General features: G+C 65.1%; 8 protein-coding genes. All 8 read right to left on the reverse strand.

The features are described from left to right. Window positions 1-83: 83 nt before the first annotated feature. The 8 genes from addA to IG169_RS01120 all read right to left on the reverse strand — a co-directional run bounded on the left by addA (window position 84) and on the right by IG169_RS01120 (window position 13,993). Complete coding sequence (gene addA / locus IG169_RS01085) at window positions 84-3,599, reverse strand: double-strand break repair helicase AddA (RefSeq protein WP_193174293.1); 3,516 nt, start codon at window positions 3,597-3,599, stop codon at window positions 84-86. Further along, window positions 3,592-6,711 (reverse strand): double-strand break repair protein AddB, encoded by a 3,120-nt coding sequence (gene addB, locus IG169_RS01090; protein WP_193174294.1) that lies wholly within the window; start codon window positions 6,709-6,711, stop codon window positions 3,592-3,594. The genes addA and addB overlap by 8 nt, the downstream gene beginning before the upstream one ends. A gap of 67 nt (window positions 6,712-6,778) precedes the next feature. Further along, window positions 6,779-7,516, reverse strand: a complete 738-nt coding sequence (locus tag IG169_RS01095) for a nucleotidyltransferase family protein (RefSeq protein ID WP_343225514.1) — start codon at window positions 7,514-7,516, stop codon at window positions 6,779-6,781. A 3-nt stretch (window positions 7,517-7,519) separates the two neighbouring features. After that, complete coding sequence (gene tsaE, locus IG169_RS01100; protein ID WP_428982220.1) at window positions 7,520-9,052, reverse strand: tRNA (adenosine(37)-N6)-threonylcarbamoyltransferase complex ATPase subunit type 1 TsaE; 1,533 nt, start codon at window positions 9,050-9,052, stop codon at window positions 7,520-7,522. 21 nt (window positions 9,053-9,073) lie between these two features. Further along, the gene (locus tag IG169_RS01105) at window positions 9,074-11,539 is read right to left on the reverse strand and encodes a sensor histidine kinase (protein WP_193174296.1); all 2,466 of its coding nucleotides are present in this window, start codon (window positions 11,537-11,539) and stop codon (window positions 9,074-9,076) included. Between the two features lie 249 nt (window positions 11,540-11,788). Continuing rightward, window positions 11,789-13,189, reverse strand: a complete 1,401-nt coding sequence (gene ahcY, locus IG169_RS01110) for an adenosylhomocysteinase (protein WP_193174297.1) — start codon at window positions 13,187-13,189, stop codon at window positions 11,789-11,791. A gap of 108 nt (window positions 13,190-13,297) precedes the next feature. After that, a complete protein-coding gene (locus tag IG169_RS01115; protein WP_246717049.1) occupies window positions 13,298-13,564 on the reverse strand; it encodes an HPr family phosphocarrier protein in 267 nt (88 codons plus the stop codon). A gap of 27 nt (window positions 13,565-13,591) precedes the next feature. After that, window positions 13,592-13,993, reverse strand: coding sequence for a PTS sugar transporter subunit IIA (locus IG169_RS01120; protein ID WP_193174299.1), 402 nt, complete (start codon window positions 13,991-13,993; stop codon window positions 13,592-13,594).

The following is a 13,993-nucleotide window of genomic DNA, read 5'->3' on the forward strand; positions in this document are numbered from 1 at the left end:
CGGCACTCCTTGATTCTGAAATTCGAGCTACATTTGGGTATCACCACAGGCGATTCAAGACCAGCGCATGATTTGCCGCAGGGTCACGTTCGCGTGAAAGATTCATGCGCGGCATCGAGCAGCGCCGGCGGCAGGGCGATCATGCGCGGCCCGGCCGTATAGAGCAGCCAGGCCTCCACCGGGCGGTCCGGATAGAGCGGCGCGACAAGGGCGCGGTAGAGCACCATCTGGCGCAGATAGACATCGGGCACCTCGGCCGGCGTTTTCGGCGGAAAGGCGTTGGTCTTGTAATCGACGATGAGGACGCGGTCCTCTTCCACGGCGATCCGGTCGATCACGCCGGAGACGGCGCGCTCCTCGCCGCCGAGGGTCAGCGTTCCCATCACCGGGACTTCGGCGGCGGTGTTTTCGCCGAACAGGCCGGCATGGGCGGGGTCCTCGATGATCGCCAAGGCCTGGGCGACGATCTCCGCGACATCGTCGTCGCTCCAGCGGTGATCGAAACGGCGGCAATAGTCGCCCGCCTTGGCGCCGCGGTCGCCGGGCGCGACAGAGGGCAGCATCTGTAAAAGCCGGTGCAGCGCGATGCCGCGCCGGACCGCCAGCGACGGCGCCATGTCGCCGGCGCCCGGCTCGAGGATGGAGGGCGCACCCTTTGCGCCGGCGGTATCCTTCTCGCGCTCGATGGCGATTCCGGACGCGCCCGACGGCGCCAGCGGGCGCGGCAAGGGCGGCTCGGGGCGGACCGGCTCGCGGAACCATTCCGGTAGCGCAACAATGTGCTTTTCCGCAGGCGTTTCTTCCGGCTTCGCCGTCACGGCGGGCGCCTGCGTCACCTGGAAGCGGATCGCCCCGAAATCCGGATAGCTGACCGGTTCGCTCGCTTCCAGAAGCGCGCGCTCGACCACGCCGTGCCAGGTGTTCTCGCCACCGCCGCGCGGACCGGCATAGCCGGCGACGATCAGCCTGTCGGCGGCGCGCGTCATGCCGACATAGAGCAGGCGGCGGTACTCCTCCTCCGCCTTGCGCGCGATTTCGGCCTTCGCCGCCTCGGTGACGCTGGACTTTACTATGTTGGTTGCATTCCACAGCGGGATGGAATCATCGTCCCCGGTCGGAATTTCGAGGAAACGATCCTCCTTCTGTGATCTATGTGGCGGCGACCCGCGGTCGACCAGGAAAACGACCGGGGCTTCGAGGCCCTTGGCGCCATGCACGGTCATGATGCGGACCTGGGCCTGCGACGGATCCATCTCGCGCTTGATTTCGGGACTTGCCGCCTCGAGCACCGAGACGAAATTCTGCAGCGAGGGCACGCCCGCCTGTTCCTGGGCAAGCGCGAAGCGCATGAATTCGTCCAGCATGTCCGGTGTTTCCGGGCCGAGCCGGCCGACGAGCCGCTCGCGGCCGCCCTCACCGGACAGGATCGAGGCGTAGAATTCGTAGACCGGCAGTTGCGCGGCGCGCGCGCGCCAGCCGGCAAGCACCGCATGGATCGCGCGCAGGCGCGTGTCGTCAGCCGCAGCCTCTTCAAGAGCCTCGTAAAGCGTGGCCTCGCCGCGGTCATGGGCGAGATCGAACAGCGCTTCCTCGGACAGATCGATCAGCGGCGATCGCAACAACGCGGCCAGCGAGAGATCGTCAGCCGGCTGAAGAACGAATTTTGCGATGGCGAGAAGATCGAGCACGGCGATGTGGTCGGTCATCTTCAGCCGGTCGGCGCCGGCCACATCGACGCCCTTGTCCTTGAGCGCGCGCGACAGGGTGGCGATGAAACTGTCGCGGCTCCTGACCAGGATCAGGATATCGCCCGCGGTCACCGGCCGGCCGAGACCCTCGATGATCTCGCCGTTTGCGATCCAGCCGGAAATGACGGAGGCGACGCGTTCGGCGACGGTGACGGCGGGTGCGGGCGGCGTGTCGACCGGCGCGGTCCAGTCTTCGGTCTCGGCGTGCTCCTGCGCGCGCTCCAGTTCCCAGACCTCGACCCAGCCCGGCTGGCCCTCGCGCAGCGACTTGTGGCGGATGATGCCGGTGCCATAGGCGACACCACGGCGGTTCATCTCGGATTCGAAGACGACATCGACGGCGGAGAGCACGTCCTGCGTCGAGCGGAAGGAGGTCTCCAGCGGCACGTCTCGGAAGCCCTCCGGCCCGAAGACGGCGATCGCCTTTTCGCGCACGTCCTCGCCCGCCTTGCCGAAACTCGCCGGATCGGCACCCTGGAAGGAATAGATCGACTGCTTCTCGTCGCCGACGGCAAACAGGGTGCGGCGAACGTCGCGCGCGGCCTCGCCGGAAAAGAACTCGTCGGACAGCGCGCGGATGACCTGCCATTGCCGCGGGCTGGTGTCCTGCGCCTCGTCGACGAGGATGTGATCGATGCCCTGATCGAGCTTGTAGCGCACCCAGGCGCCGACCTCGGGGCGGGCGAGAAGATTGGCCGTTCGATCGATAAGATCGTCGAAATCGAGATAGCCGCGCACATGCTTCAGCTTTTCATAGCCGGATAACAAACGGTCGACGATGACGAGCGCGGCAAGCGTGTTTTCGATCTGCGCCAGAAGCGCGATCCGGTCGCCCACTTCGATCACACGGTCTGCCGCCGAGAGAAAACGTTCCTCGTAGTCAGGAAGTTCGCCCAGCACTGCGGCGGGAAACATGTTGTGCGTTTTCGGCGTTCCGTCGGCTTTAAGGAATGTCTTTACAAGCAACTCAAACCGCGCCAACGGACTTCCCTCAGCGGCGCATTGCTGCAGCCCCTCTCCGACGTTGATTACTAAGTTTTTTCCGCTCCGCCGGCCTGTACCTAAAACGGCCTCTACATATTCGCTTTCGAAGCCTGGAAGTGGCCATAACTCAGACGCGAGCCCAGCGGTGCTTGTAGTTACTTCGAAGCCGAATGCTTCGCGATAAAAATTTCGGCGTTCGTTAGCCGGATTCATGTCCCGGAGGAAGCCGACCAGCTTCGAGCGCTTCTGCACGGCTTCATCGAGAAGGCCGTCGAGGCCGGATTCGCCGGTCAGTTCGATCACGGTGCGGAAGGCGTCGGCGACATCTTCGATATCGCCGCGATCGATGCGGGCCAGCATCTCGGCGCGCGCCTCGCCGATCAGCGCGGCGATCATGTCGTCGTCGAGCTGTTCGAAATGGCCGGGCACGTTGGCCTCGAGCGGAAAGCGGTGCAGCAACGCGTCGCAGAAGGCGTGAATGGTCTGGATCTTCAGGCCGCCGGGCGTCTCCAGCGCGCGCGCGAAGAGGCAGCGGGCGAAGGCCAGCTTGTCCGCATCCGGCGTCCTTCCCTCCAGATCGGTCAGGACCTTGCGCAGTTCGGCTTCCGGCATGGTGACCCATTCGCCAAGCCGCTTGAAGACGCGGTCCTTCATTTCGGCGGCAGCCGTCTTGGTGTAGGTCAGGCACAAAATGCGCGACGGATCGGTACCGGCGAGCAGCAGGCGGATGACGCGCGTCGCCAGCACATAGGTCTTGCCGGAGCCGGCATTGGCGGACACCCAGACGGATTTGTCGGGGCTCGCCGCCATCGCCTGGCGCGACAGCGTATCGGTGTCGGGAACGAGTTTGCGCGCCCCCTCAGTCATCGCCGTCTCCGCCGGCGCGCCACTCATGCATGCGGGCGAGATGATCGTAGTCGCCAAGCCGGTCGCGCAGCTTCTGCGGCATGCGCTGCGACAGGAAACCATTCGTTTCGATTCCGTAATAGCGCAGCATTTCCGCCAGCTTGTCCCATGCCGCCTCGCTGAGATCCAGCGGGTTGGCATCGCCGGTCTTTCTACCGCCCTTGAGGACATTCGCTGGCTTCACTTCACCGCGCGCGCCAACTTTGACATAAAACATGCTGGCAGGATCGGCCTTTCCGATATCCGCGAAAGCACCACGACGCAGAAGCGCCCCTTCGAGTGGCAATTGCGGCGCTAAAAGCGTTTTGACCATTTCCGCACTTGGCTGAACACCGGTCTTGAAATCGATAATTTCGACCGTGCTGTCGGGCAAGAGATCCATGCGGTCGGCGCGGCCGGTGAGGCGGACGCCGGTTTCGGCGATCTCGGTCGCATCGGCGTCGATCTCGGCAAAGCGTTTCGACACCGCCGGCGCGCGGTCGGCCTCCCAGCCGGCAATGCCGGTGACGCCCGCCTCGACGCGAGGCCACCAGATGGCGCGAATGTCGGGCGGCAGGCTCTCGCCGTCGAAGAGCCGGCGGGCAACGGCGAGCGTGCGCTCCAGCGCGTCGGGTGCGAGCGGATCGACCTCCTCCCTGACGACATGCTCGAAAATAGCGTGGAACAGCGACCCGCGCTCGGCGGCGCCGGGGTCACGGACCAGTTCCTCGATCGGGCGCAGGCGCAGAACCTTTTTTGCGTAGATCGCGTAAGGGTCGCGGATCAGCGTCTCGACTTCGGTGACCGACAGGAAGCGCGGCCGGGCGGCAAGCGGCGGCGCCGGTTCGGGGCGCGGCGCGGGTTTTGCCGCGACACCTTCCTCTATGGCGCGGGCAAGCGCGATGTAACGGTCGCCGGCGGTCGTCATCGCTTTCACCGCCCCTTCGCCGGCAAAGGTCGTCAGGCGCTGCAGCCAGCGCGAGGCAATCGACGGCGCGCCCTCTGCGCGTTCCGAGCGCGAGAGGATGACGCGTTTCTGGCCCATTGCCATCTGGAAATCATGCGCGGACAGGCCGATGCGGCGCTCGGGCGGCTCGAGGCCAAGTCCGGATTTCATGCCGCGCGTCAGGAACTGGTCGTTCTGGGTCTGCGACGGCCAGACGCCCTCGTTGAGGCCGCCGAGAATCATCAGGTCGACCGTCTGGAGACGCGCTTCCAGCGTGCCCCAGATGTTGATGCGCGGATGGCCGCCCGGCGCCGGCTTGACCGCGATATCGGCCATCAGCGCCTGCACCGCCTGCGGCCAGACCGAAGGTTCGAGATGCAGCGGCACGTCGCCGGCGACGAGGCCGGAGAGGAAACTTCGGAAGACGGCGCCGGCCTCGTCTTCGTAGAGGGCATCGTGAAAACCGGTTTCGTCGCGGGCCAGCGCTTCCAGCGTTTCGACCGTCGCCGATACCAGCGAAGCAAGCGGAACCTCCCCGCCACGGACAGCAAGCTCGGCCAGAGGAGCCAATGCCTGCTCAAATCGTTCCGTGAACGCAACGATTCTGCCGGTGTCGTCTTCGGTCAGGGATTTCAGCCATGGAGACAGGCGGATGTCGGTCCGCTCCCGGTCCGCCGCGCGCTGGCGGACAAGGTCGGCGATCGCCTGCGGGCCGACCCGGCCGGTGCCGCCGCGCAGGATCGCCATTTCGAACAGGTTGACGGTTTCGGCGTGATTCTCCGGCGCGGCGGAGAGCGTCACCAGCGGATGCTTGGCGAGCGCCAGCAGGGTCGACGGATCGCCGGGATTGAAGACCGTCTCCAGCGCCAGCGCGAGGAGCCTGCCCTGATGTGTCGAAGCGGCCGGCGTGCCGCCGGTATCGGTCGCGGCAATGCCGTAGCGCGCGAGCTCGGCGGCGACCCGGCGGGCGAGCGTCCGGTCCGGCGTCACCAGAGCGGCGATCGCGTCGGGTTCGGCGATCGCCTCGCGCAGCGCCGCGGCGATGGCGGCGGCTTCCAGATGCTCGTTCGGCGCGGTCAGCAGCGCGACATCGCCGAAGGCCATGTCAGAAACCGATTGCCGGGTTTGCGTCCAGCGGTCGGTGACCGCCGAGGGACGCAGGCTTTCCGACACCCAGAGCCGGCGCTGGCACATCGCGTCCGGCTCCTCGCCGCCGAGCGCCTCGACGGCGTCGGGCGCGACGCCGATGCGTCCGGCGAGCCTCTGCAGGCCATATTGCGGATGGCCGATCACCGAGGCGACATCCTCGTCGGAGGCGAGCAGGGCGCGCGACGCCTCATCCATGTCCCGGTCGAAGCCCGGCAGGACGACCGCGCCCATCGGCAGACGGGCGATGGCCGCGATCAGCTCCGCGGTCGCCGGAATCGTGCCGGTGGAGCCGGCGACCACGACCGGCCCCTTCGGCGGATTGCGTTCCAGGCGGCGGGCTTCGGCAAGGATGCGGCGGTTGCGGTGTTCGCCGGGATCGAGCGCGTTGCGCTCGGCGAGGATATCCGGCCATTCGCGGCGCATGATCTCCAGAAAGGCGCGCGTGACCTTCCACCAGTCCGACAGTTCCGCCGTATCGAGATCGGTCAGCGCCGAAACGGGGACCTGCCCGGTCGAGAACTGGTCCATCAAGGCGGCAAGATCGCGCGCAAGCCAGAAGGCGTCGGCCACCGAGACCGGCGTGAGGATCGCCTCGCCGCCATAGAGCTTGCCGATATCGATCTTGAGATGCCTCGTCCATTGCCGGATCAGCGCGCCAAGCAGCAGCAGCCGCTCGGTCGGCTCGATGGCGGGCGGGATGTCGATCGCGGCGGCATCATCGCCATCGAAGAACTCCGCGTCCTCGTCGAATTCGCCGAGCGGCCGGATCTGCGGAAGCAGAATTGTTTTGCCGCCTAAGTAATCGAGGAAGGCCGAGCGCATTTCGCGCGCGGCACGGCGGGTCGGCACATAGATCGACACCGCCGACAGCTGTAGCGGATCGCCCGTATAGCGAAAACCCGGCACCAGATCGCCGTCGCACAGCGCATGCGTCACCGCCGGCAGAAAGGGGATGCCGGGAGCGACGGAATAGACGCGCGGTTGGACGTAACCGGCCACGGGAGGCCTTTCGGTTGAGGAGCTGGACTGATTCCCGGTGCAGTTTCCATCGCCGGACGGCGGCGGGTCAATCGGCGAGTGCCGATTGCAGCTCTTTCAGCCTGGTTTCGGCCGCGGGCAGCGCCTCCGGCGTGCCGACCGTGAACCAGTGGCCGTCCTGCATGACGTGGCCGAACAGGCGGCCGGCGGCAATGGCGCGGTCGTAATAGAGATTGAGCGAGTGCGGTTCGGCGTCCGCGCCGGCGAATATAGCCGGATTGTAGATCGTCGCGCCGGCATAAAGCAGGCCGGAAGGATCGGACTTGTCGGCAAGCCGGGCCAGGCGACCGTCGCCGTCCATCGAGAAGTCGCCGCCGCCGCCATGCCCGGTCGTGTCAGAGAGGCGGCAGAGCATCAGCAGGATGTCCATCCGGGCGGGATCGAACATCTCGATCATCGCGCGCAAGTTCGGCTTTCCCCATTCGACCCAGAAGGTGTCGGCGTTGAGCAACAGGAAGGGATCGGATCCGAGCAGCGGCAGGGCCTTCACCACGCCGCCGCCGGTCTCGAGAATCCTGTCGGTTTCGTCGCTGATCGCAATCGCGGGCGCCGCGCGGCGGGCGCAGTGATCGACAATCTGCTCCGCAAGGTAATGGACATTGACCACGGCCTCGGTAATGCCGGCGCCGACTGCGAGATCGAGGCTGCGGTCGAGCATGGTGCGGCCGCCGACCGGGACGAGCGGTTTCGGCACGGTGTCGGTGATCGGCCGCAGCCGCGTGCCGAGGCCGGCGGCGAGGATCATCGCCTTTTTTACCGAATTCACCACCTAGCGGGGCTCCACTTCGGCATCGAGAATGCCATGTTTTTCATACCATTTCGCCAGCCCGGCCAGCGCGGGATGGGCGAGGCTCGATTTCAGGTAGGCCCGAAGCCTCGGAATATGGCCAAGATAAGCCGGCTTGCCGTCACGCTCGTCGAGGCGGACAAAGATGCCGAGAATCTTGGTCGCGCGCTGGGCGGAAAGGACGGCGAAGGCCAGGCGGAACGCTTCTTCGTCGAAGTCCGGCGCCCGGGCACGGACCTCGCAATAGCGGTCAAGCAGGCGATGCCGCAACGCCGGCGGGACATCGACGCGGGCGTCCTGCACGATCGATGCGACGTCATAGGCGGTCGAGCCGATCATCGCATCCTGGAAATCGATCAGCCCGACACGGGCGACACCCTTCGCCGCCCCGTCCCAGATGATGTTCGGCGAATGGAAATCGCGCAGAAGCAGCGTCTTCTCGCCGGCGTCGACGATCGCGAAAAGATCGGTCCACAGCGCGCGGAATTCGGCGATTTCGTCATCGAGCAGTTTTTCACCGCGAATGCGCGGGACATACCAGTCACTCAGCAGTTCGGTCTCGATCAGGAAGGCACCGAGATCGAAGTCCGGGACCACATGGCGCGCGCCGTCGACATCGATCTCGCGTGGCCAGGATACGGCGTGCATCGCGGCAAGGCACTCGACGGACGCCGCGTAGCGATCGGCGATCGGCACCCGGTTTTCGTCGAGGATGCCATCGCCGCCGAGATGTTCGAGCAGGACGATGCCCCGGTCGAGATCGAAGGCGAATATCTCGGGGGCCCGGAAGCCCTTGTCCTTCAGGGTGCGGCCGATGGCGACGAAGGGCAGGACGTCCTCGGCGAGATGGGCGATCTGCGAATAGGGCTTGCCATCGCGCACCGGCGGGCCGTCGGGCCGTTTCGGCGCGTTCATGAGGATCGCCCGTTCGCCATCGCGGTGGACGGTCTCGTAGGCCCGGGTCGACGCGTCGCCAAGAAGATATTCCCGGAAGGCGGTTTCCCAGCCGTGACTTTCGAGGAAGGCGCGCAAGGCAAGGCTGCGCTGCAGGCGCTGCGCGAAATCCGGCGGCGCCGTTATTTCCACATCCCGGGCATCGGGATCATCCGGCGGTTCGGCGATTTCAAACCGGATCGCCCCGCCCGGAAGATGGCCTTCGGCGCGCTCCGGCCACTCGATGAAGGCAGCGCCCGTCTCAAGCGCCTCCGGCAGGCCGAGTTCGTCGATCTCGGCGGGGTCGGCGATGCGATAGAGATCGAAATGGGCAATCGCCAGGCGCAGATCGTAGTTCTGGACCAGCGTGAAGGTCGGGCTCGGCACTTCCAGCCTTTCGGCCCTGTCGCCGGCAACGGCGCGGATTGCGGCGCGGGCAAATGTCGTCTTCCCGGCACCGAGATCGCCGGCCAGCAGCACACAGTCGCCGAGCTTCAGCGCCATGGCAAAGTCGTCCGCGAAGCGGACAAGGGCCTGTTGGGAGGGAAAGGAGAGTTTCACGGGAGGAGGGCCCGATGCCACGCGGCGTTCACACGGCGCGGCCTATTCGGCGGCGACCCGGACGCCGGGCGGAACCTGCGGAAAATGCAGAACGACCTCGGTGCCGCGTTCCGGCGACGAATCGATGACGACCTCGCCGTCATGCAGGGTGACGAAGCTTTTCACCAGCGACAGGCCGAGGCCGGCGCCGCGGCGGCGGCCGGGCTTTCCGGTTTCGAACGGATTGAAGATCTCGTCCATCGCCTCGGGCGGTATGCCCGGCCCGCGATCGCGGACCTTGAAGACCACGCCGCCATCCTCGCGTTCGCAGGTGAAGGTGACGGTGGAAGCCTCGGGCGCGAAATCGGCGGCGTTGGCGAGCACATTGAACATAACCTGCCTGAGCCGCGCCGAATCGGCAAAGATCGACCCCGTGTCGGGCGCGATGCGGACGGCCAGATCGATACCGTGTTCGCCGAACCGGGAGGCAAGGCCCGCGGCCACTTCGCGCATCATCGGCTCGATCTCAACCTCGGAGAAGTCGAGCTCCATGATACCGGCGTCGATCGTCGCCAAGTCGAGAATGTCGTCGACGATCAGCATCAGCGCGTCGGACGACGAGGCGATGTGATCGATGTAATCGTGCTGTTTCTGGTTGAGCGGGCCGGTCGCCGGGTTCTGCAGCAGGTGAGTGAAGCCGGATATGTTGGTGAGCGGCGTGCGCAACTCGTAGGAAACATGCTGGATGAAGCGGCTGCGCAACTGCGCGGTGCGCATCAGCGCTTCGTTGCGATCGCGCAATGCCCGCTCGACCTGGTCGGACGCGGTCACATCGACGAAGGTGATCATGGTCTGGCCATTGGGCAAAGGCGCAACCATCCAGGACAGGATGGCGTCGCCGACCGCGCAGCGGCCCGCCTCGTCGGAGCGGTCGTCCTCGAAGCCGGTGACGACGCCGGCGAAATAGGACCACGGCTCGCTGTCGCCGAGACGCGTCTCGCAATGGCGGGCGATCTGCGAAATATGCAGGGACTGGCCCTTTTCGGGCTCCTGCAAACCCCAGAAGCGCAGGAAGGCCGGGTTCGACAATTGCAGCCGGCCGTCCGAGCCGAACACGGCGACGCCTTCGGCCAAATGATCCAGCGTCTCGCCCTGGACGCGCACCAGCGTCTTGAAGCGGCTTTCCAGGTCGATGCGCTCGGTCAGGTTTTCGAAGACCCAGGTCAGGCCGCCCTTGGGGTGCGGATTGGAGACGACGCGCACGGTCTGGCCGTCCGGCAGGTGCCACCAGTGTTCCTGCGGCTCGACCGCGCGATAGGCGGCGAGGATCCCGTCCTTCCAGCGGCGCCATTCCGGTTGCTCGGGCAATTTGCCCTCGGCGCGCAGCTTGTCGAGGAACGCCGCATTGTCCGGCCCGGAGTCGAGGAAGCCCTGATCGAGGCCCCACAGCTTCTGGAAGGCCTGGTTGTAGAAACGCAGCCGGGCGCCCTCGTCGAACATGGCCACCGCCGTCGTCAATTCATCGAGGGTTTCCTCGTGACTGCGGATGGTCTTGCTCAACTCGTTGCGCATGGCGTCGTAGTCGGTCTTGTCGATGGCAAGTCCGGCGGAGCCGAACGGGCCCTCGGCCTCGGCGACGTCGAAGACCAGACGGTCGCCGTGAACGACCGTCGAGACGGACGCCTTGTATTTTCCGCCGGTTGCGCGGCCGGCGGCGATCTTCTGCAGCGCCTGAGAGCCGAACAGCTCCGCACCCGACTGGATCGTTTCGGCGGAAGAGGCCTGGCCCGTCGCGGCGGCAAAGGCGCGGTTGACCCAGGCGAGCGCTCCGTCGGCGCTGCGCAGCCAGACCGGCGCGTCGAGCGTGTCGAGCAGCTGTTGCAGCGTTTCCAGCGTCTCGACGACGCGGCCGTGCTCCAGTGCAAGGCGGGCATTGCCCGCGCGCTCGCCGGAGAGATTTTCGAAACGAACCACCGCGCTCGATCCGTTGGTGCGGCCGATGACCTCGAGCGGCACCCCGCGCCGCGTCTCGATGGTGTCGTTGAAGGGTTTCGCCTCGTCGCGCAGTTCAGCGACGAGATGCTCGATGCGGGCGGCGGAACGCGGCTCAAGCCAACGGCCGAAGGCGAGAAAGGCGCCGCGCTCCGGCGGCGCGCCGCAACTGGCGTCCAATGTGCCGATGATCACCGGCTTCTGGTCGCGATCCTCCCAGATGACGGCACGCTGGCCTTCCGTCGTCGCCAGCGCCTCGAGCTTGCTGACCTGGGCATTGAGGGTGACGACCCGGGCGCGCAGCAGATCGTTCTGGCGCGCTATGCGGCCGCGCTCGCGGATCAGCCAGAGCGCGGAGGCAAGCGCCGCCGTCATCGCGCCGGCAAGGAGCGCGAACTGCACCACTTCGGGCGTTCCGAGGGAACCACCGAGAATCTGGCTTACGATGCCGGTATTTTCTTCAGCGCCGGCAATCGACGTGCTCGCCCCGAGCGCGACAGATGTCCACAGAAGCGCAAATCGCCCGCGACGGAACATCCGTCCGCCCGGTCTTTTTGCCCTTTCCGAATCCGGCATCCTTCGTCCCCTCGCCGCAGGCACGGGAATTCGCCACGTTCATGTGGATTCCACGCAAACTTCGCGATTTCAGCGCACGCGCACGCATTCACGAATCACCCCAAGATACCCGCAGCGGGATTCCGCGTGAAGCGTCAAGACATCAAAAAAGAGGCCGGGGAACGCTTGGCGTTCCCCGGCCACTAGATGTTGTGTCGTAAGGTAAAGTAATCAGTACCTGTAGTGTTCCGGCTTGTAAGGACCCTTCGGCGTGACGCCGATATATGATGCCTGTTCCTCGGAAAGTTCGGTCAGGCGGGCGCCGAGCTTGTCGAGATGCAGGCGGGCGACCTTCTCGTCGAGGTGCTTCGGCAGGATATAGACCTCGTGTCCGTACTGATCGCCCTTGGCGAAGAGTTCGATCTGGGCCAGCACCTGGTTGGTGAAGGACGCGCTCATCACGAAGCTCGGGTGGCCGGTGGCGTTGCCGAGATTGAGCAGGCGGCCTTCCGACAGCAGGATCATGCGGTTTCCCTTCGGAAACTCGATCATGTCGACCTGCGGCTTGATGTTGGTCCATTTCAGGTTCTTGAGCGCGGCGACCTGAATTTCGTTGTCGAAGTGGCCGATATTACCGACGATCGCCATGTCCTTCATCTCGCGCATATGCTCGATGCGGATGACGTCCTTGTTGCCGGTGGTGGTGATGAAGATGTCGGCCGAAGAAACGACGTCCTCGAGCTGGACGACCTCGAAACCGTCCATGGCGGCCTGCAGGCCGCAGATCGGATCGATCTCGGTGACCTTGACGCGGGCGCCGGCGCCGCGCAGCGACTGGGCAGACCCCTTGCCAACATCGCCGTAGCCGCAGACGACGGCGACCTTGCCGGCCATCATCACATCGGTCGCGCGGCGGATGCCGTCAACCAGCGATTCCTTGCAGCCATATTTGTTGTCGAATTTCGACTTGGTGACCGAGTCGTTGACGTTGAACGCCGGGAAGGGAAGCAGGCCCTTCTTCTGCAGCTGGTAAAGCCGGTTGACGCCGGTCGTGGTTTCTTCGGTGACGCCCTTGATGGCGTGGCGCTGCTTGACGAACCAGCCGGGGCTTGCCGCCATGCGCTTCTTGATCTGGGCGAAGAGATATTCCTCTTCCTCGGACGCCGGCTTGGAAAGGATGTCCTCGCCTTCCTCGGCGCGGGCGCCGAGCAAGATGTACATGGTCGCATCACCGCCGTCGTCGAGGATCATGTTGGACAGGCCGTCATCGGGCCACTGGAATATCTGGTCGGTATAGGACCAGTAATCCTCAAGCGACTCGCCCTTGACGGCGAAGACGGGTGTGCCGGTCGCGGCGATGGCGGAGGCGGCATGGTCCTGGGTAGAGAAGATGTTGCAGGACGCCCAGCGGACGTCGGCACCGAGCGCCTTCAGCGTCTCGATCAGCACGGCGGTCTGGATCGTCATATGCAGCGAGCCGGAAATGCGTGCGCCCTTCAAGGGCTGGGATTCGCCGAATTCCTCGCGGCAAGCCATCAGGCCGGGCATTTCGGTTTCGGCAATATCGATTTCCTTGCGGCCGTAATCGGCGAGCGCGATATCTGCGATCGCGTAATCGTTCGAATTGGACATGTGCAACTCCGTTCGGTTTCGGCGCTCCGTAGCAGAGACCGGCCAAACTGACAATCACAATATAAGGAAATCTTTATATCCTGATTTGACAAGGGCCCCGACCCCTCGTCACTCACCCTCGCCGAATTTGTCGGCAAGAAGGTCGGCGACCGCGTCGAGCGCCTTCTCGGCATCCGGCCCGTCGGCGGTCACCTCGATCCGGCAGCCCGGACCGGCGGCCAATAGCATCAGCCCCATGATAGAGGTGCCGTGAACCGACAGGCCATCCTTGGAAACGGTCACGGTCGCATCGAATTCATCGACCAGCTTGACGAATTTGGAAGAGGCGCGCGCATGCAGGCCACGCTTGTTGGTGATCACAAGCGCTCGCGTCAATTTGGAAACCTCTTTGGTCAAGCGCGGTTACTTTCCCGCCAGGATCTGGCTTGCCACGTTGATGTATTTGCGTCCGGCCTCGCAAGCCTGCGACAGGGCTTCCGCCATCGGCTGGTCCTCGCGCACACGGGCAAGCTTGATCAGCATCGGCAGGTTCATGCCGGCGAGGATCTCGATGCGCCCGGTCTCCATAACCGAAATCGACAGATTGGAGGGCGTACCACCGAACATGTCGGTGACGATTATGACGCCTTCGCCGCTGTCGACATCCGCGACGCGGGCGAGAATATCGCGGCGACGCTGCTCCATGTCGTCCTCGGCACCGATGCAAACGGTCGCGAACTGTGCCTGGGATCCAACAACATGTTCGACGGCGCTTTTAAATTCGTCCGCCAGGTTTCCGTGCGTTACAAGCACGACGCCAATCAT

Source organism: Oricola nitratireducens, assembly GCF_014904745.1.
In the GTDB taxonomy this organism is placed as follows: Bacteria; Pseudomonadota; Alphaproteobacteria; order Rhizobiales; family Rhizobiaceae; genus Oricola; species Oricola nitratireducens.